Genomic DNA, 19,009 nt, shown 5'->3' with positions numbered 1-19,009 from the left:
CAATTATGCAATTATTTCGATTACAACGAACGCCAAAGCATATTCTTTTTCATGGCTAAGTGAAACATGGATTTTATATTTTTCACCACATTTTTCTTCAAGCATTTTTTTTGCATTTCCTAGAACTTTTATTTCAGGCTTTTCATTATCGTCTTTTGAAATAAAAACTTCATTCAAATTAAATCCGCGAATTCCAGTTCCAAGCGCCTTTGAAAACGCTTCTTTTGCTGCAAAACGACTCGCATAAAATTCGCATTTACGCTGAAGTCCTGCATTTTCTGAAACATGCTCATTTTCGTTGTAAAACCGGCTTATCATATCTTTGGATAAAACCCATTTTTCAAACCGAGAAACTTTTGCTATATCGCAGCCAACACCAAAAATCATGCAAACCTTTATGACAAAACCGGAACTTTAAAAACTGAGCTTGTTGATTTTTTTTCAGGCTCCGGCTCTTCTATAGGAATTTCTTCTTCCTGTTCTGATTTTACAACGTTCAGAACAAAAACGCTGAAACTTTGCGAAGTAATAGTCAGATTTCCAGGAGCGTCAATTTGAACCGGTACTTCATAAATTCCAGGCTCCGTAATAAAAGCGCAGTCGGCAAAAACATTAAAGTTTGCCGGGGAAACTTTTTCAATATCAAGCAAATTTCCTTCCACAGAAAAATCAATTTCAACAGCGTCTCCAGAAACTGCAAGGCTTTGCGAAAGATTTACAAGCACAACAGGAACATTCTTGAATTCTTTTGCAGTTCCTTCAATCACAATCGGAACAGAAACTCTAATAGAATTTTTTTCTCCAAGAATTGAAATATATGAATTTGTATTTACAGGACTTACAATTTTTGAAATGCTTCCCTCCGCACCTTCAACCGAAACAGCTCCAACCGGCATCTTATTTATTGAATCCAGCATCGACGCAGGTCCGCACAAAGTTACAAATGAAGGCTCAAGTTCAGCAGACAGCGCCTTGTATCCATGCGCAGGCTTTCCCAAAACAGAGGCATAAAGAGGAACTGCTTTTGTTGTTTTCTTTTGAATCTGAATCTTCACATTGTCAGGCTGATTGTAAATTTCAAGCGGCTCCAAATCAAGCTGCACAATTTTTTCATCAAGATCAACATAAACAGGAAAATCGTAAATACCTTCTTTTGTCTGGGACGAAACATCTATAAACGCAGTCAAATCCTTTTCCATTATAGAAGCAATCTGGTCTCGTTTTGTTCTGACTTTTACCCTTATGTATTTTACCTGCTCAAGCCCGGAAACAGGAATCATGTTTCCTTCAGCCCGGACTTCAAGAGGCACAGAAAAAGTTTTTACATCAAGAAGTGAAATCTGATGAAAGAAATAAATCATCGCAGCCAGAACAAAGCAGATTGCTTTTACAGGCCAGTTTTTAGTTATCTTTGCCAGTAATTGGTTTATGCTCATCAATTGTATCCTCTATAATCTGCTGATCTGGAGTAATATCCAGCTGACGTTCAAGAATTCTTGTAACCTGATCCATTGTAAGGTCATAATGAAGTTTTGAGTCATAAGCAAGACTGTACGCGCCGGTTTCTTCACTTACAACAAGCACAACGCAGTCGCTTACCTCGCAAAGTCCCAAAGCCGCCCTATGACGCGTTCCAAAAGTCTTTTTTATGTCATACTGCTCACTCACCGGAAGAAAACAACCCGCCGCAAGAATTTTCCCGCCCTGAATAAAACAAGCTCCGTCATGCAAAGGCGTATTATGCCCGAAAATCGTTACAAGCAAACTTGAAGAAAGGTCTGCATTAAGTCTTGTTCCTGTGGAAAGAATATTATCAAGTTTTGTGCGCCGCATAAAAACAGCAAGCATTCCGCGCTTCTGCTTTGAAAGCATTTCAGCGGCAATAAGAACAGAATCCACATAAGAATGCTTTGCTCTGCTTCCGAAAGTAAACCATTCAGCCTGTCCAAGCTTAAGGAAAACTTTTCTTAATTCCGGCTGAAAAACAATCGCAAAAGCCATCATAAGTCCAGGAGCAATCACCGAAAAAATCCAAAGCAAAGTTCTAAGCTGAAGAATAACTGCAACCGCATAAGAAAGAACAACAACAACCGCAGCCCTTATAAGTTGAATCGCATTGGTTTTTGTTATAAGCTGGTAAGCCTTGTACAGAAGAAATGTAATAATTCCTATATCAAGCACAGGCCTGATAAAATCATATATTTTTATTAAAGTTTCAAACTGATTCATACTTTAAAAGCGATTTTAACACAGCAAGTGTATCTTTACAAGGAGCAATATCATGCACGCGAACCATAAAAGCTCCTTTTAAAACTGAAATCAAATCAGCGGCAAGAGTTCCAAAAAGCCTGTCTTGAACTTTCCTCCCCGTAACCTGACCTATGCAGGATTTTCTTGAAAGAGCCATAAGCACAGGAAATTTTCCGCCGCAAAGAGAGCCGCAGTTTGAAATAAGATTCAAATTTCCTTCAAGATTTTTTCCAAATCCAATTCCAGGATCTACAATTATTTTTTCTTTTTCAATTCCGTTTTTTATGGCAAATTCCGCCCTTTGCTCAAGATACGAACTGACTTCATTGAAAATATTTTTGTATTCCGTGTCCGCCTGCATCGTAGAAGGAATTCCACGTTTATGCATCAAAATCACAGGAATTTTCTTTTCCGCGGCAAAAAAAGCCAGTTCAGGCTCATCTTCCAACGCTGAAATATCATTTAAAATGTCCGCACCAGAATTGAACGCAGCCTGCATCACGGATTTTTTTCTTGTGTCAACCGAAATCGGAATATCGCTTTTTCTGCGGATTTTTTCTATAACGGGAACAATGCGTTTTATTTCTTCTTCCGCGCTCACGTAATCTGAACCGGGACGAGTAGATTCTCCGCCCAAATCAAGAATGTCTGCGCCTTCACCAATCAGCTCAAAGGCACGTTCTGCGCCTCCTCTGCTTCCGCTGAAAAAACTGTCTGGAGTGCAGTTTACAATTCCCATCACAAACGCCGGAAAATCTGTTGAAATTTTTCTTGAAGCCAAATTTAAAGTTTTCATATTCTCATTAGCTCCTTAGCAGCATTTACAATTTTTTCAGAAGAAAGTCCGGCTTCTTCCAGAATCTGCTCGCGGTTTCCGTTTGCAACAAATCTGTCAGGAAAAGCTAGAAGCGCAGTTTTCAAAAATGAAGTTTCAGTAGAACCATGCACAAAACTTTCAAGCCATTCTGAAATTCCGCCCATTTTTACGCCGTCTTCTATAAAAACAATTCCGCAATAAAGCTTTGCAATGCCAGCAAAATACTTTTCATCAAAAGGCTTTATAAATCTAAGCGAATAAATATCAGCGTCAATTCCGTCCAAGACAAGCGCACGGGCAGCTCTCAATGTCTCTGAAAAAATACTTCCAGTGCAAACCAAAAGCACTTTTTTTCTCCAAGAATCCTCTCCTTGCCCAAAAGAAGAAATAGACGGCGCAAAATCCGTAGCCTGCAAAAGAACGCCTTTTCCGGGCTCTACAGGAACAGAAAACGGCTCAAGTTCAGAAGGACAAGCCATTTTTGGCCAGCGGATTACAACAGGACCTTGAGATTTATTCACTGCCCAATCAAGACAAAGATCCATGTCTTTTTTTCCTGCTACGGAAATTATAGAAAGGTTCGGAACAGATCTGAAAAGCGCAATATCAAAAATCCCCTGATGAGTTTCACCGTCAGAAGGAACTGCTCCTGCCCGGTCAAGGACAATTACAACGTGCCTGTTCTGCAACGCAATGTCTTCTATAATTTGATCAACGCTTCTTTGAATAAAAGTTGAATAAATTGCGACAACAGGAATTAAACCGCCAGCCGCAATTCCGCCTGCAAACGTTACAGCATGCTCCTCTGCAATTCCAACATCAAAAAATCTGTCTTTAAATTTTCTTGAAAAAGCGTCAAGACCAGTTCCTTTTGACATTGCCGCAGTAATTGCAACAATTCTACTGTCCGCCTGAGCCATTTCTACAATCTTATTGCTGAAATTTTCTGTAAAGCTCAAATTGTCAAATTTTTCAACAATTCCATCGCTTATATTAAAAGGTCCGACTCCATGAAAGACAGAGGGGTTGTTTTCAGCAGGGCTGTATCCTTTTCCTTTTTTTGTAACAACGTGAATTACAACCGGCCGCGGAATTTTTTTCGCACGGTTAAAGACACGCTCCATCTCATCAATGCTGTGTCCGTTCAAAGGACCTGTATATTCAAATCCAAAGTCAATAAAAAGATTGTTTGTAAAAAAAAGACCTTTAATCCCACGTTTCAGCCTGAAAACAAGTTTTCCAAGCCAGCGGTTAAAATAAGGAATTTTATCGATAAGACGGTCAACTTTATAGCGGAACCCGTGGTAACTGTCAGAAAAAGCAAGACTTGAAAGATAGCGTGAAATAGAACCTACATTCTTGTCAATTGACATCTGGTTGTCATTAACAACAACGATTAAATTTTTTGCAAGCTGACCTGCGTGGCTCAAGCCTTCAAAAGCCATTCCTCCGGTAAGAGCGCCATCGCCGATTACAACAACAACCTTGTCTTTTCTTCCTTCAAGCTCCCATGCGGACAAAAGTCCCAGCGCAGATGAAATGGAAGAGGAAGCGTGTCCAGCGTCAAAATAATCGTGAGGACTTTCCTTAATTTTTGTAAAGCCAGAAATTCCGTCTTTCATTCTTATTGATGAAAACAAATCATAGCGGCCGGTAAGAATTTTATGAGGATAACACTGATGGCTTACATCCCAGATAATGGCATCCTGCGGACTAGAAAAACTTCTGTGCAAGGCAATAGAAAGCTCCACAACGCCAAGGTTGCTTGCAAGATGTCCGCCGTTATGCCCTACAACTTCTATAATCTTACTGCGGATTTCTTTTGCCAGTGAAGGAAGAAGCTTTTTTGGAATAAGCTTTAAATCTTCAGGCGAATGAATATCATTTAAAATCAAGTTAAAGCTCCAAAAACACAAAAAAGACCGCAGTCAAATAAAAATAACCGCGGTCTTCATGAAAAAAGGCCTTTTGAAATAATCCAATAACCTTGCAAAAAATTACAAAGCTATCTTACTTACTCTTATGGCGATTTCTTCTAAGCTTCTTCTTACGCTTATGTGTCGCTATCTTTGCGCGCTTTCTTTTCTTTCCACAAGGCACAGTAGAACTCCTTACTATAATAAGTTCTCTTATTATGCGGAATTTCATATTTTAAGTCAAGAGAAAATATCAATTATTGCTAAAGCTCAAGCAGAATTTTATTCAAAAACAAGATTGCATCTTCTGTAAGTGAAAAATTTTTAGAGCCGTCCGGGTTTTCCGTAGTTTTAACGCCGAATTCTCTTACAGGCTCAAGGCGTTTTTCCAAGTCGCCATTCCACGGCTCAACGAAACGGAAATTTTTTCTATATCGGGCTGAATTCAAGCCTTCAAAAGTCCTGAGTCCCATCATCAAGAACTCAAATTCCCGCGTTTCAAGGCTGAATTCTTCTATGCTTCTTGGAATTTCAGATTCAAGAGGAAACGGCTTGCTCCAGAAATTTTCGTACTCCAAAATGTTTTCCGTATTTGTCCAGCGAAAGCTCTTGTTTCCATAAAAAGTTCCGCAGGCAGAACACCCAATGCCAACATAATCTTTTTGCGCCCAGTAAGAACTGTTGTGAATGCTTTTTTTTCCATTTTGACAAAAGTTTGAAACTTCATACTGAAAAAAACCGTTTTTTAAAAGCAAATCACGTCCGGAAAGCCACTGGGAATCAGCCTCGTCAAAATCAAAATTTATTTTTCCAGAAGAAATATTCCTTGCAAGCGGAGTTTTTTCTTCAACTGTAAGCGTATAAAGCGAAATATGCCCCGGATTGTATGAAATGATTTTTTCAAGCGACAAAAGAAATTCTTTTTCAGACTGGCAAGGAAGCCCCGCAATCGCATCAAGGCTAAGCTCGCCCTTCCAGCAGGATTTTACAGTTTCCAAAGCTGAAATTGCAGTTTCCACGTTGCAATGACGCTCAACAGCTCTCAACGCATTTTCATTTAACGACTGAATTCCAAGCGAAAGGCGCGTAATGCCGTTTTTCCAGGCGGAATCAAGTTTTTCTTTTGAAACTGACTCTGGGTTCATTTCGATTGTAAATTCCAAAGGCGTAATATTTTTACACAGGCAGGAATTTTTTAAGTAAATTGCAAGTTTTTCAATCTGGCTGGCAGACAAAAGGCTTGGAGTGCCGCCTCCAATATAAATTGTGCGCCAAAAGTCGATTTTGTATTTTTCCGCATAAAAAACGGCTTCATTTTTCAAGCATTCAAGGTACAAGTTGTCTATGCGTCCGGAATTTTCCACACTGAAAAAGTCGCAGTAACTGCATTTCTTTAAGCAGAACGGAATATGGACATATAAAGCCGCGCTGTTCATTAAAAATCAGTAGAGCCGCATTTTTCCAAACGGAAAGCACTGCCAGATTACGCGTCCTTTTATCCTTGACGAAGGAATTTTTCCGTATACGCGGGAATCCAAGCCTTCTATGCGGTTGTCGGCAAGCACAAAATACTCGTTTTTTCCCAAGGTAGCTTCTTCCATCTGGCCCGAGCAGCCCATTCCATCCCACTCAACAGGAACAGAATAAATGCTTATATTATAAGGCTTTGAAGCAAGTTCAAATTCAGTAAGATAATGCGATTGTCCTGCAGGCTTAACATAAAGCACAAAGTCTTTCATGTAGTATGAATCTCCCGGAAGAGCCAAAACACGCCTTACAGTGTCTTTTCCAGTCATACGCGAATTTCTTCCAAACGGAGAATACTTTTGCAATGTAAAAAATTTAACCGCGGCATTTAAGGATTTCTGCCCAGCCGAAAGTTTTTCACCGTCCATGCGCGAAAGATACACAACCTGCCCACGTGAAGGGCTTCGCAAAAACGGACATACAAAGACAATTCCGCCCTTGGATACATCAGTTTCCATTGATGATGAATTTATAAAAACTGAAAATAAAATGCAGTTCAAAAAAACTGAAATAAAAACAAAGACTGAAACCATAAAGACAACAGCGTGCATGAACTTGACCTGCTGCTTTTTCTTATATTCAAATGAATAATCTCCGACATTCTGTTTCATGCACAAACAATAGCAAAAAAGAACTTTATTATCAAGCAACATAGTTTTAAGCAGCAGGGCAAACGCATTATAAATGTATTCAGCATAAAACTGGCTTCCAGTCACGGTTTTCTGGTTCAAAATCGCGCAATAATGCGCTACATGCTGATTGTTGCAAAGTGACTATAGAATTGAGCTCTCATGCGGTCGCAACAATCAGAGTGGTTTTGCCTCAGGAACAGTTCCTTCGCGCAAACCTTACTTAAATTATTTATAATGCGTTTGCTCTGTTTCAAAAAAAACTATTGTTGAAACTATTTGAAAAAAAATATACTATACTATAGATATGGAAGAAGCACGGAAAACTGTCGCACAAAACAGAAAGGCACATTTCAACTACATTGTAACTGACTCTATTGAATGCGGAATCGCGCTTGAAGGCTCAGAAGTAAAATCCATAAAAGCCGGAAACATTTCATTTGGCGACAGCTTTGCTTTTATAGAAAACGGAGAAGTTTGGCTTCAGAACTTTCATATTTCGGAGTATTCATTTTCTTCGGTGTTCAACCATGAGCCAGACAGAAAGAAAAAATTACTTCTTCACAAAGACGAAATCAAAAGACTTCAGAGAAAAACAGAAGAAAAAGGATTCACTCTTGTTCCGCTTGAAGTTTACCTAAAAAAGGGGCTTGTAAAAATAAATCTCGGACTTTGCAAAGGAAAAAAAGAATTTGACAAGAGGGCCGCAATAAAAGACAGAGATGTAAAGCGCGACATTGCAAGAGAATTCAGAAACAGGCTGGACGGATAAAGGGAGAAATAATTGCAGAGCAAAAAAAATCCTGCATTAAAAACAATAATACTCTTTTTAGCAGTTTTTGCATTGTCTGCAGAAACCGTGGACTTTTTTGCGACCGTATCATCTTCAAAAGATTCCAACATGATAAAAATGACAACGGATCTTTTTTTCGCACAGTTTCAAGCTGTAGACGGATATTCCGTGAATGACAGAAGAAACGAAAACTACAATCCAAGCGCAGAAACCCGCAATATTTCATTTTACGCGGAAATCCAGGAAGACACGGACGGCGGCTGGCTATGCACACTGAATGCAATAAAAGCTGACGGCAAGCAAAATGTAAGCTCAACAAAGAAATACGATACATACTATAAAATTCTTCTTGACGCAAAGCCTTCGCTGGAAAATCTTCTGAAGAATCTTTCGGGGAACATTCAGCTTCCTTCATCGCAGGAAACGCAGAATCAGGAAAACAGAGAGCAACAGACTTCCTATGCAAATGAAAATTCAATAGAAGCAATCGCTGGAACCTGGACAGGCGAGCCGCTAATTGAAAAGATTTTGATTTTAAGAGGCGGACGCGGATTTGTTATCTTTAAAAACGGCGCAAGCATGAATATTTCAATTACAGTTCAGGGAAATTCTATAAAAATAAGGCAAAATGGAAAGCCAAACGCTTCCTTTTTCCCAGAAATTCCGCGGCAAGAAGCATTGAAAAACGCAGCAACCGCAGCTCCGGTTGAATGGAACATGACACTTTCAGGCAACACGCTTTCTGGGAAAAAGACAACCCTTGTAGAAAACAAAAATTCCCCGGAAGGAATTTCGCAGGGAGAAATTGAAGTCAGCTGGACTAAACGATAACACTTCCCTGCCTTAAAACTTTCCAACCGTCATTTTTCAAAAGCACAATCGTAGAAGGCAAAGAACCTTTTTTGTCGCCGTCATCAACAATCAAGTCAACTTCATTTGAAAATTCTTTTTCAATTTTGCAGACTGAATCCAACACAGGACTGCCGCTCCGGTTCACACTTGTGCTGTAAATAGGAAATCCACATTCTGCAATTACATTTCTAAGCCACAAGTCTCCCGGACAACGGAATGCAACTGTTGCATTTTTTTCAGAAAAAGGAAATTTCAGCGGAACTATAACGGTCAAAGCCCCGGGCCATTTTTGAGCAAGCTGTTCTGGAATTTTAAAGTCAGAATATTTTGATATTTCATCTGGAGAAGAAACAAGCTGAATAAAAGGCTTTTTTTCTTCCCTGCCCTTTATTTTTCTTATTTTTGCGTCTGTGCCGAATTTTGCCTGCAATGAATTTTCAGCAATTCCGCTGAATCCGTAAACCGTGTCCGTTGGAAGAACACAAATTTTTCCGCACTTCAAAAAATCCGCCGCAATACGCGCAGACTCTTCATTTTTATTGCATATCATAAACCGCAATCCCGCCGCTTGAGAATTTTTTTCTTGAAGAAAAATGAATGAAGCCTTTCTGCAAGTCAGCTAAAAACAAAACAAAATAAGCCAGAACCATTATAGTCAACGCAGATGATTTGCAAAGCCATTCTGGAATATATTTTACTTCATGGTGGCGGACAAAAGTTCCAGGATCAAAAATATGAGTTTCCCGGGAAGCAAGCCCTGAAATTTTTACAAGCTTTTCATTCTCAGAGACATATCCCAGTTTTTTTGCGTAAGAGGCAATAACATCAAGGTCTTTTTGAAGCGCAATCTGCTCAAGGGAAAGCTCATCGTAAGTTTTTTCAATTGCAGCCGTATGCGCGCTCAAAAGTTGTTTCTGCTCCTGAAGCTGTTTCATAGCCCAAATTCCGTCGCTTCCGCCTATAAAAGCCATGACGGTATAAAAAAAAGTACCTATGAAAAATGCCGAAAGCATTCTGAATCTTTCCATTATGAATTGAATTTCGGCAGTTTTAACGCAAAACTGAACAGCACATATAATTTTTTTCTGTGGAATTTTTTTTCAATATATAGTAAAATATGAGTGCTGATTTATAATAATAAAGCCGATAATTTAATAAGAATTTTTTTAAATGCAATTTTTAAAAGGGGATTCTACATGAGCGAAACACCAGAAAACAAAAGTGAACTCGATGAATACGGTGTATGGATAAAAAGCCCTGCGCCAGTTGAAAAAACAGACGAAACACAAACGCAGGAACCTGTAGAACTGCCAGACGATTTTTCACTAGAAAACATAGAAATTCCAGAAATTCCCCTTGAACAGAGCATCGGAGAAGACCTAGAAAAATCCGTGGACATAGAACAAGAAGAAATTCCAGCTGTTGAAGACATAGAACTTCCGAACAACGAAGAAGCAGCCATTGCAGATGAAATTTCCAAATTAAACAGCTTTGACGATTTTGAAACCGCCCTTCCAGAAGAACCAAAGCCAGCTGGAACAGAAGAAGTTCCTGCTGTAGAAGAAACACCAGCAGAGACAAAAACAGAAGAAACTGAAAAAGTTCCAGAGCCAGCGACAGAAATTCCAGATGGCGAAATAGACTTAGATTCATTTTTGGACAGCAGTTCGGACACCCCAACACAAGACGGCGAAGTTGATTTAAGCGCATTCATGGGAGGAGATTCAAAAAGCTCACCAGACTTTGGAGACGGCGACATTGACCTTGACGCTTTTATGGACGGAGCATCTTTTGAAGGCGAAAAAGAAGAACAGGCAGAAATTGAAGAAGCAGATCCACTTGACATTGACCTAGATTTTGAAGAGCCGGTTCTTGATGGAAGCGAGACAGAATCCAAAGAAAATGAAGCCGAAGATAACTCAGAAGATTTTGATTCCCTTTTTGAAAATTTATCTGATGAATCTCCAGAGTTGCCAGAACTTCCGGAAACAGAACCAGAAACTTCACCTTCCCCTGCGGCGGCTTCAACAACTGATTCAGAAGAAATTGACCTTTCGGACTTTGGATTTGAAGATAATTCAGAAAACTTGAATCCTGTTTTAGGCGATGAAAAAGAGAAAAAAGAGCCTGCAGGTCCAGTTGACTACGAAATGAATGTTGACATTGAAGACGACAATGAAACTAAGCCTGAAAAAACAGAAGCATCCGCCGCGGAATCTTCTGACGATGACGACATTCAAGTTGACATTTCTCAGGATTCAGAAAAAGCAGTTCAAAAGGAACAGGAAACAGACCTTTCTTCGCCAGATGACAACTTTGACATTGATTCTATTTTTAACAATATTGAAGACGAAAACGGAGAGACTGTAGATTTTTCAGCAAACGAAACTCCTAAAGAAGCAAAAGAACCAGATGTCGCTGAAGAAATTCCATCAGAACAAAGCACGGATGTTTTTCCAGCAACAGAAACTTTTCAAGAGCCGGAACCAGAAATTGAGCAGCCGGAAAAAGCCTTAGAAGAACCGCAAGAAGAAAACGTTTCCCCAGAATCATCTGACACTGAAATTTCTCTGGACGATTTTATGGGCGAAGAAGGCTTTACAGACGGAGGTCCGGGTGTTACAGGTCCTTACAATGAAGACGGAACTTTGATTCAGCGCGAAGAAAAAAAAGAGCCGGTCGCAGAAGAACCTGAAGTCGCAGAAGAACAGGAGATTGCAGATGAAACTTCAGTTGAAGATTTTCCAGAGCCAGATATTTTTGAAGCTCCAGAAATCGCAGATTCAGATGAAGAAATTCCGCAGCAAGAAGCAGAAAAAGATGATTTGGATGTAAGTTCTTATTTGGATGAAGCTCCTGACTATGACATGACAGATGTAACTGTAACGCCAGAGGATTTGGAAAACATTTCCGAAGCTCCAGCCGAACCAGCAGTTCCTGACACATTTGAAGAAGAGGCCGCTTCCCTTTCAGATGAACTTTCAGCAGAAAATCCTGAAACAGAAGAAGAAAAGCAGACGTACAGCGTATTTGCTTATAAAGACAATTCAAACACAAATATAATAGAAGAAACTGCTCAAGAAATCCCTGAAATTCAGCAAAATGAAAATGAGCAGCCACTGGAGGAAAATATGCAGACAGAAGATTTTCAGAATGAAGAAAAAATTGACAATTCTGCAATCTTAAATAAAATTGCGGAAGAGCTTGCTTCTTTAAAATCTGAAATAAACGGATTAAAAGACGAATTTGAAGAGCTCAAGAAAAATGGAGTTTCCTCTGAAAAGGCATCTGAAATTCAAAATATAGAAGAAACAGAAATTCCAGCGGAAGAACAGCCGGCAGAAGAAATTACAGAACCAAAACAACCTTCCGCAGCAGAAAAAGAAGACACAGGGTTCTTCAATGATACAGATGAAGACGACACAATTGCGTTGAGCGGAGATGAGCTTAGCAACATTCTTAATTCAGCAGAATTCACTTCGCATGACGCAGAAACAATCGACACTGAAACAGAAGAAGCAAATGAGCCAACTGAAGAAATTGAAGAGCCTGTTGAAGCAGAAGAAAAAGAAATTCCAGAAGGACAGCCGGAAGAAGAAATCACAGTTCCTGCCGCAACAGAAGATTTCGCCGAGCCTGAAATTTCAGAGCCATCAGAGCCAGAAGAAATCGCTGAGCCAGAGCTAGACACATCATCAGAAGTTTCGGAACCAGAAAATGCAGACCAACCAGAAGAATCAGCTCAGCAAGAAAACCAAAAAGCAACCATAACAGATGAAGATATTCCTTCGCCAACTTTGGAATCGCTGAACATTCAGAATACTGAAATAGAAGACGAGCCGCTCACAGAAGACAACATTGAATATCTTACAAGTGAAGTGCCTGAAGAACTTCGTGAAGAAGAAACTGAAACAGAAGATGAAAATCTTGAAACAGGAATCAGCGAGCATCCAGTAGAAAATGTGTTCACAAATTGGGAAGCCGCTCCAGAACCTGAAACAGAAATTCAGACTTCACAAGAAAATTCTTCTGAAGCTCCAGCAGAAATCAAAGACCGCTCAAATGAAATTCCGGCTGATATGAAAGCAGAAATAAAATCTGTGCTTGCATACATGGATCAGCTTTTGGAAAATCTTCCAGAAGACAAGATTGCTGAATTTGCGCAGTCAGAGCAGTTTGAAACTTACAAAAAACTTTTTGCAGAACTTGGACTTTCATAATAAAAAAAAATCAAGAATATGATTGAAAAGAGCCATGTTTCCAGTCGGAAATGTGGCTCTGCTTTTATAAAACACGGAGAAAAAGATTGATGGAATTTTCAACAGCAACAAACGGTGAAACAACTTGCACTGAAAATGGTTTCCGTCTGCACTCTTCCTACAATCCATCAAAAGAAGCCGAACGTTTTTGCAACACAGTAGATTGTTCTTTCCATCCACGTTATGTGCTCGTAACAGAGCCTGCCCTTTCCTACTGTGTTCCATTTCTTAAAAAAAAATTCAGCAATGCAATATTATGCTGCATAAGATTTTCAAAAGAATTTGAAAGCACAAATTCAAGCTGGGATAAAATTTTTTACGCCTACGGAAAATCACAAAAAACAAATCCGCTTCTTGAAGAAGAAATTTTCAACTTCATGGGAGACGAAGGAATTTCAGCGTGTCTTTTTCTCTCATGGAAGCCAAGTGAAAATCCATTTAAAGAGCTTTACGAATTTTCATGGGAGGAAATAAAAAAAACAGTTTTAAAAGGCAGAAGCGTGCTTGCGACAAGAACCTTTTTCAGCAAAAGATGGGCAAAAAATGCGCTTAGATTTTCAATGTTCTGTAAAAATACTGCGCTGATAAAAAACGGAACATCAGACATTGTTGTATGCGCAAGCGGATTAAGCTTAAAATCAGATATTCCATTTTTAAAAAAATACAGGAAAAGATTTTTTTTAATAGCAGTTTCATCATCTCTTTCTCCGCTCATTTTCAATGGAATCACACCGGATTTGTGCATTTCAACTGACGGCGGATATTGGGCAAAACTTCATCTTGTCCCATTATGTAATTCAAAAAAAATTCCGCTCGCATTACCAGGAGAAGCCTCATGCTTTGCATCGATATTAGAAAACACTGAAATAATTCCGATATTTTATGGAGACGGATGTTCAGAAGAAATTTTAAAAGCTTCTGGCTACAGCGGACATTCAGCATTTAGAAATGGCAGCGTAAGTGGAACCGCGGCTTATTTTTCGTTGTCGATTACAAGCGGAAAAATCTTTTACTGCGGACTTGACCTTTCATTTTCAAAAGGATTTTCACACACACAGCCGAATGAACTTGAAAAACGAAATTCAATTTTTGATAATAGAACACACACAAGCGAAACTCGTAATTTTTCTTCTGAAATAAATACAGTTTCCATTAACATTTACAAAAACTGGTTTTCTTCAAATGATTTTTTCGGACGAATTTTCAGGCTAAGCGACAATTTTAAATATGATTCTGAACTTGGAAAAATAAAAGATGTTGACTGGACTTTTTTTGAAAAACAAACTTTTGATTTCAAAAGTAAAACAAAACCTCAAATAATTGAAACACAAAATATTTTCAACAAAGAGCAACGGATAAATTTTTTACGCGACATTGTGATAAGAAATATTTCAAATCCAGAATGGATAAAAAATGCATTGCCCGCCGAAGCCATAGCTTTGGAAAGATGCAAAAACTTGTGCGAAAAAGAAAAAATTGAAAAAAGAATTCAAGAAGGAATGAAAAAATTTTTTTGTGATATAATGAAAGCCCTAGGAAGAAATGTTGCAATATGATTTATTCAAAAGAAATAGCCGAAGCAAAAAACGGAAGTAAAATTCCATTATTTAAAAACGGAAAGCCTGCAAATTCAAAATACAATCCTGACGCAGAACAAATTTTATTTGAATCTTCTACGCAAGGTTGCATCATAGTCGCGGGAATCGCAGGCGGATTTCATATAGAAAAACTTCTTAATGAAAAAAACATTTCTCTTATAATTGCAGTTGAAGCAGATTCTGAAAGCTTAGAATTTTGCAAGCAATTTTCTTCCGTAAAAAAAATATCAGAATGCAACAAGGCAATACTATGCGACAAATCGGATCTTGAAAAAATTCTTTGCACGAAATACTTTCCTGCGCTTTATAAAAACCTAACGCTAGTTTTTCATAGAGCATGGAAAAATGAAAACCCTCAAATAGCTCAAGAGATTTCTTCAACTGTAAAAAACTTTCTTGAAAAAGTTTCTGCGGATTACTCTGTTCAGGCGCACCTTGGAAAAATCTGGCAAAGAAATATTTTGTTAAACTTAAAGTTTATTTCAAAACATAAGAATGAAAATTTTTTTTCAGCAAATATTAAAAAAGGCAAAATAAAAAAAACAGCGGCAATAGTGGCCGCAGGTCCAACGCTTGATTTTTCAATAGAAGAAATAAAGCATGGAGATTTTTTTGTAATTTCAACTGACACTGCATTTGGCACGCTTCTTCAAAATTCAATAATTCCAGATGTCGTTATAAACATTGACGCGCAGCACATTTCTTCCGAGCATTTTTTTTGCACAGGCGAAGAAACAAGAACAACTTTTGTCTTTGACTTATGTTCAAATCCTGAATCTGTATATTTCATCTACAATAAAAAAAACAAAATTCAGTTTTGTATAAACCAGCATCCGCTTTCGCTTATTGCCACGAAAAATATGTATGTAAAAAAAATTGAATCGGGAGCGGGAACTGTAACAATTGCGGCGGCTGACTGGGCAAAAAGCTGCGGATTTCAAAAGCTGAAATTCTTTGGAGCTGATTTTTCATACAACTTTGGCAAACCATATACAAAAGGAACTTATCTTGAAAAACAATTTTTTTCAAAATCAAATAGATTAATTTCCGCGGAAGAAAAACACATAGCTTTAATGTTCAGAACAGAACTAGAAAAAATACAAGGACAAAAAAATTCTTTCACAACAGAAGTTTTAAAGCGGTACAAAAAGTCACTTGAAGAATGGGCTGAAAAAAATTCATTTAAATTTAAAAATGGAATTTATATTTCAGAAAAAAAAATAGAAACAGAAAATTTCAATACAAAAAATAATTTCAATTATTCAGATTTTCACAGAGAGTTTACAAACAAAATAAAAGAACTTTTAAAAAATCCTGAACCGGAAGTAATTTTGAAAAGCGACTGGGGGCTTTCAATTTTACCGATTCTTGCTTTTTTTAAAAACAACACACTTTTTGACAATTTAAAACTTGCATACAATCAGGCTCTACGATATAATTGAAGATTATGAGAGCAAAAAGAAATTCGATTTTTATAACAACAATTTGCGCCGTATACATTTTGTCATTGCTGTTTTTTATTATTGCGTTAGCCGCAGAATATAAGCAGGGAGCTTTTAATTCCCAGAATAGATTCAATTCGATTACAAGGGATTTAAGCAGAATCAGCAAAAACTACGCACCGCAAAGCAAAAAGTTTTACGATGAATTTCTAGCTTCACTCGGAAATATTTCAGACATAGCAGGGCTTCAAATTAAATATGGCGAAGAGCTGATTTTTTCTTATCCTGGAAAAATGTCGGAATTTGAAAAAATAAATTCTTCACTTGTAAAAATTTATTCAACAACAGTTTTCACTGAAAATGGAATTCCGCTTTCGCTCACAGCTTCTATATATTTGCTCAAGCCTGTCTCAATTTTTTACAAAGGCCGAATCGCTTTTATAGTTGTAATAATTGCAACGTTAGCAACAGCAGCACATCTTGCATTCTTCATAAAGAATGGAACTTTTCCAAAAGAATCAGAAAACGATGATTTGGAGCAAACTGAATATCCAGAAATAGAATCCTACGATGATTTTTCAGAAGAAAAAGAAGAACAAAATGCTGAAGAAAAAACAAATGATGAAAACGGGGAAACTTCAGAAAATATCATAGAACAAGAAGAAGCTCCGCAAGAGCAAGAAGAAGATGTTTTGGCATTTTTAAATTCTGAGCCAGAAAAAGAAACAAACAGCGAGCCTGAACTTTTAGAAGACAAACATGAAGATTTCGCGGAAGAGCCAGCAGGACTTTTCTGTCCTAGCACAGGATTTGGCTGGGAACAATATATGCTCACACGCCTTGACAGCGAGCTTATAAGATCTGCTTCAAGTGACCAGGACTTGTCACTGTTTACAATAAAAATCAAGAACATTGACTGGGATTCTGAATGTGGAAAAGAAATCAGCAAAACGATTCTTGAAAAAGTAAAATTCAATGACCTTGTTTTCAATTATAAAGAAGACGGAGCAAGCGCAATTTTCCAGAATCAGAACACAGATAAATCGCTTGTGATTGCAGGAGATCTTCATACAGAAATAACATCAGTTCTTTCAAAATACAATGAGCAGCGTTTTGTGGGAATTGGAATTTCATCACGGACATTACGTCTGATTTCTGCAACACGGCTTGCAAACGAAAGCGAAGAAGCCTTGAACAGAGCCGATGCAGATTCACCTATAATTGCATTTAGAGTTAATCCTGAAAGATATAAAGATTTTCTAGCGTCTGAATCATTTCAAGAAGAAGCAACAGCATCTTCTGAACAAAAAGGAGAAAACGAAAGCACAGAGAACAAACAGGAAGAATAAAAGAAATTATTCCATTTCTTCTTCAACAGAAGATGCTTCTTGTTCATATTCAGCATTTTGCACTGGCAAAAGTTCTTCCAGTTTTTTCTTTATAGCTGGAATAGATTCTTCATCTGGGAACTTTTCTTCAAATATTTTAAATTTTTCATTCGCCTCTTCATATTTTTTTTCAGAGACAAGAACTGCGATAAGATTTTTTAGAATTGAAGAATCATCTGAATTATTTTCATAAAGATAGGAATACAAATTTTCAGCTTCTTCTAAATTGCCGCGCATAGCTTCTATATAAGCCAAAGAAGTTTTCAAAGTCGTGTTTTCTAAATCATTTTGCAAAAGCTGTTCAAAAGAAGACTGCGCTTCATCCCAGTTTTTTAAGTAAACATTGCAAAGCGCAATTTCATAAAAAGCATAGTCATTCAAAGAATCTGATGTCAAAGTTTTTTTATAATACTCAATGGCTTTGCTGTAATTTTCCAAGTTTTTATAATTTTCAGCTATTGAAAAATACTCTTCAAAAAGATTTCTTTCTATGACTTTTTTTTCACAAGGAATGGAAGTTGCGCATCTGCAAAAGACAAACGAGAGCATCAAAAAAAGAAAACTTTGAATTTTCATTTTTTTACAGATTCTTCAATAACTTTGTCATCTACAACTTTATAATGTTTTCCAGTAATCGGATCTCGCAAAAACAATTCTTCAATTTTGTTTTCTGAAATTTCAATTCCGGAAATTCTCAAAGTAAAGTCATCAGTCTGTTCAACTGCGCCACCCGTCATTGCAAAAGAAAGTCCAAGCAAAGAACGCAATGCAACTACACTTCTTTTATCCAGTAAATGAATGCTGAAAGAAAGCTCATATTTTCCAGAATATTTAGCGGAATCTTTTTTATCAGGAAAATAACAAAGAGAGCCGAAAATAGCATCAGTTCCAACATTTATGCTCTGCCCTATCAGGCTTCTTAAATATTGACCAGGCTTTGTTATGTAAAAAAGAATTTCACCTTGAGACAAATCTTGTGCAATCCAATTTTTCCAAGCTGTTTCTGGAGCAGGATTATTTTCTGCAAATTTTTTTAGAAGCAAATCAACATTTTGAGATGCGCAAACCAAATTTGAAGAAGGAAACGAAGCCTGAAATCCGTCCGACGCATGAGTAAACTTTTCAAATACTTTTTCATAATAAGAGACAAAAGATTTTTCCCAGCCATTTTTCTTTGAAAGCGACGACTGAACAACAATGCGGGGAATTGATGTTTCTGATACAATCTGAAGACGAGAGCGGTCATCCACAGTTCCAAGCCCGGCATATAAAATTTCTGTTCTTGCAGCAATGGCTCTTGCGTCTTTTTCTGCAAGCCCCGAAATTTTGGAGCAAAGAATTTTTGAAACAAGCTCCTGATTTTTGCTTGCAGGAACGCTCATATAAATGCTGGAATTTTCTTCAAGCAAAGAAAGCGGATCAACATTTTGAACTTCAATCTCTACTTTAGAAGATTTGCATCCAACGAAAAGCAGCACCGCAATAAGAACAGGAACAAGTTTCTTTTTCAAATCAGCCTCCAATTTTCAACAAGAACG

The 19,009-nt window shown here is 37.8% G+C and carries 17 protein-coding genes; 6 read left to right on the top strand and 11 right to left on the bottom strand.

The genetic code is table 11. The features are described 5' to 3' along the window. Positions 1–3: 3 nt before the first annotated feature. From acpS to lepB, 7 genes are all read right to left on the bottom strand, one after another. Entirely contained in the window at positions 4–387 is a 384-nt protein-coding gene (gene acpS, locus TRESU_RS05870) for a holo-ACP synthase (RefSeq protein ID WP_013701355.1), read from the bottom strand. 8 nt (positions 388–395) lie between these two features. Next, positions 396–1,436, bottom strand: coding sequence for a CdaR family protein (locus tag TRESU_RS05865; RefSeq protein ID WP_013701354.1), 1,041 nt, complete (start codon positions 1,434–1,436; stop codon positions 396–398). Then, positions 1,402–2,229 (bottom strand): diadenylate cyclase CdaA, encoded by an 828-nt coding sequence (gene cdaA, locus TRESU_RS05860; protein ID WP_013701353.1) that lies wholly within the window; start codon positions 2,227–2,229, stop codon positions 1,402–1,404. Before cdaA ends, TRESU_RS05865 begins: the two co-directional genes overlap by 35 nt. After that, a complete protein-coding gene (folP, locus tag TRESU_RS05855) occupies positions 2,216–3,046 on the bottom strand; it encodes a dihydropteroate synthase (RefSeq protein WP_013701352.1) in 831 nt (276 codons plus the stop codon). Before folP ends, cdaA begins: the two co-directional genes overlap by 14 nt. Further along, positions 3,043–4,962 (bottom strand): 1-deoxy-D-xylulose-5-phosphate synthase, encoded by a 1,920-nt coding sequence (gene dxs, locus TRESU_RS05850; protein WP_013701351.1) that lies wholly within the window; start codon positions 4,960–4,962, stop codon positions 3,043–3,045. The genes folP and dxs overlap by 4 nt, the downstream gene beginning before the upstream one ends. A gap of 284 nt (positions 4,963–5,246) precedes the next feature. Further along, complete coding sequence (gene hemW / locus TRESU_RS05845) at positions 5,247–6,419, bottom strand: radical SAM family heme chaperone HemW (protein ID WP_013701350.1); 1,173 nt, start codon at positions 6,417–6,419, stop codon at positions 5,247–5,249. 6 nt (positions 6,420–6,425) lie between these two features. Continuing rightward, on the bottom strand, positions 6,426–7,121 hold the full coding sequence (gene lepB, locus TRESU_RS14200; protein ID WP_169309746.1) for a signal peptidase I: 696 nt from the start codon (positions 7,119–7,121) through the stop codon (positions 6,426–6,428). Positions 7,122–7,446: 325 nt separating this feature from the next. On the opposite strand from lepB, the gene smpB reads away from it, so the two are divergent. Both smpB and TRESU_RS05830 read left to right on the top strand, forming a co-directional pair. Continuing rightward, positions 7,447–7,911 (top strand): SsrA-binding protein SmpB, encoded by a 465-nt coding sequence (gene smpB, locus TRESU_RS05835; RefSeq protein WP_013701348.1) that lies wholly within the window; start codon positions 7,447–7,449, stop codon positions 7,909–7,911. Positions 7,912–7,923: 12 nt separating this feature from the next. After that, a complete protein-coding gene (locus tag TRESU_RS05830; RefSeq protein ID WP_013701347.1) occupies positions 7,924–8,763 on the top strand; it encodes a TP0183 family DNA metabolism protein in 840 nt (279 codons plus the stop codon). On the opposite strand, the gene TRESU_RS05825 is transcribed toward TRESU_RS05830, so the two are convergent. Beyond that, positions 8,753–9,334 carry an L-threonylcarbamoyladenylate synthase gene (locus tag TRESU_RS05825; RefSeq protein ID WP_013701346.1) on the bottom strand — a complete coding sequence of 194 codons (582 nt, stop codon included), beginning with the start codon at positions 9,332–9,334 and terminating at the stop codon, positions 8,753–8,755. The genes TRESU_RS05830 and TRESU_RS05825 overlap by 11 nt on opposite strands. After that, positions 9,321–9,812: an FtsB family cell division protein gene (locus tag TRESU_RS05820; RefSeq protein WP_041612005.1), complete on the bottom strand. Its 492-nt coding sequence runs from the start codon at positions 9,810–9,812 to the stop codon at positions 9,321–9,323. Before TRESU_RS05820 ends, TRESU_RS05825 begins: the two co-directional genes overlap by 14 nt. Positions 9,813–9,980: 168 nt before the next feature. Between TRESU_RS05820 and TRESU_RS05815 the strand changes: the two genes are divergently transcribed. From TRESU_RS05815 to TRESU_RS05800, 4 genes are all read left to right on the top strand, one after another. Further along, positions 9,981–13,004, top strand: coding sequence for a midas domain-containing protein (locus tag TRESU_RS05815; RefSeq protein ID WP_013701344.1), 3,024 nt, complete (start codon positions 9,981–9,983; stop codon positions 13,002–13,004). 89 nt (positions 13,005–13,093) lie between these two features. After that, positions 13,094–14,599 (top strand): 6-hydroxymethylpterin diphosphokinase MptE-like protein, encoded by a 1,506-nt coding sequence (locus tag TRESU_RS05810; protein ID WP_013701343.1) that lies wholly within the window; start codon positions 13,094–13,096, stop codon positions 14,597–14,599. Then, positions 14,596–16,083 (top strand): 6-hydroxymethylpterin diphosphokinase MptE-like protein, encoded by a 1,488-nt coding sequence (locus tag TRESU_RS05805; RefSeq protein WP_013701342.1) that lies wholly within the window; start codon positions 14,596–14,598, stop codon positions 16,081–16,083. The genes TRESU_RS05810 and TRESU_RS05805 overlap by 4 nt, the downstream gene beginning before the upstream one ends. Positions 16,084–16,088: 5 nt before the next feature. Next, positions 16,089–17,432, top strand: a complete 1,344-nt coding sequence (locus TRESU_RS05800; protein WP_013701341.1) for a hypothetical protein — start codon at positions 16,089–16,091, stop codon at positions 17,430–17,432. Positions 17,433–17,438: 6 nt separating this feature from the next. On the opposite strand, the gene TRESU_RS05795 is transcribed toward TRESU_RS05800, so the two are convergent. Beyond that, positions 17,439–18,047: a tetratricopeptide repeat protein gene (locus TRESU_RS05795; RefSeq protein ID WP_013701340.1), complete on the bottom strand. Its 609-nt coding sequence runs from the start codon at positions 18,045–18,047 to the stop codon at positions 17,439–17,441. After that, a complete protein-coding gene (locus TRESU_RS05790) occupies positions 18,044–18,982 on the bottom strand; it encodes a hypothetical protein (RefSeq protein WP_013701339.1) in 939 nt (312 codons plus the stop codon). Before TRESU_RS05790 ends, TRESU_RS05795 begins: the two co-directional genes overlap by 4 nt. Positions 18,983–19,009 lie beyond the last annotated feature (27 nt).

The organism is Treponema succinifaciens DSM 2489, assembly GCF_000195275.1.
GTDB classification, from domain to species: Bacteria; Spirochaetota; Spirochaetia; order Treponematales; family Treponemataceae; genus Treponema_D; species Treponema_D succinifaciens.
Note: the sequence above shows the minus strand (reverse complement) of the source record. Positions and strands in the feature narration are given on the sequence as shown.

Coding starts and splice junctions, on each gene's coding strand:
- folP (WP_013701352.1), bottom strand. CDS start 3,046: ATGAAAACTTTAAATTTGGCTTCAAGAAAAATTTCAACAGATTTTCCG.
- smpB (WP_013701348.1), top strand. CDS start 7,447: ATGGAAGAAGCACGGAAAACTGTCGCACAAAACAGAAAGGCACATTTC.
- TRESU_RS05815 (WP_013701344.1), top strand. CDS start 9,981: ATGAGCGAAACACCAGAAAACAAAAGTGAACTCGATGAATACGGTGTA.
- TRESU_RS05800 (WP_013701341.1), top strand. CDS start 16,089: ATGAGAGCAAAAAGAAATTCGATTTTTATAACAACAATTTGCGCCGTA.
- TRESU_RS05825 (WP_013701346.1), bottom strand. CDS start 9,334: ATGATATGCAATAAAAATGAAGAGTCTGCGCGTATTGCGGCGGATTTT.
- TRESU_RS05795 (WP_013701340.1), bottom strand. CDS start 18,047: ATGAAAATTCAAAGTTTTCTTTTTTTGATGCTCTCGTTTGTCTTTTGC.
- TRESU_RS05865 (WP_013701354.1), bottom strand. CDS start 1,436: ATGAGCATAAACCAATTACTGGCAAAGATAACTAAAAACTGGCCTGTA.
- TRESU_RS05805 (WP_013701342.1), top strand. CDS start 14,596: ATGATTTATTCAAAAGAAATAGCCGAAGCAAAAAACGGAAGTAAAATT.
- hemW (WP_013701350.1), bottom strand. CDS start 6,419: ATGAACAGCGCGGCTTTATATGTCCATATTCCGTTCTGCTTAAAGAAA.
- cdaA (WP_013701353.1), bottom strand. CDS start 2,229: ATGAATCAGTTTGAAACTTTAATAAAAATATATGATTTTATCAGGCCT.
- acpS (WP_013701355.1), bottom strand. CDS start 387: ATGATTTTTGGTGTTGGCTGCGATATAGCAAAAGTTTCTCGGTTTGAA.
- TRESU_RS05810 (WP_013701343.1), top strand. CDS start 13,094: ATGGAATTTTCAACAGCAACAAACGGTGAAACAACTTGCACTGAAAAT.
- TRESU_RS05820 (WP_041612005.1), bottom strand. CDS start 9,812: ATGGAAAGATTCAGAATGCTTTCGGCATTTTTCATAGGTACTTTTTTT.
- lepB (WP_169309746.1), bottom strand. CDS start 7,121: ATGAAACAGAATGTCGGAGATTATTCATTTGAATATAAGAAAAAGCAG.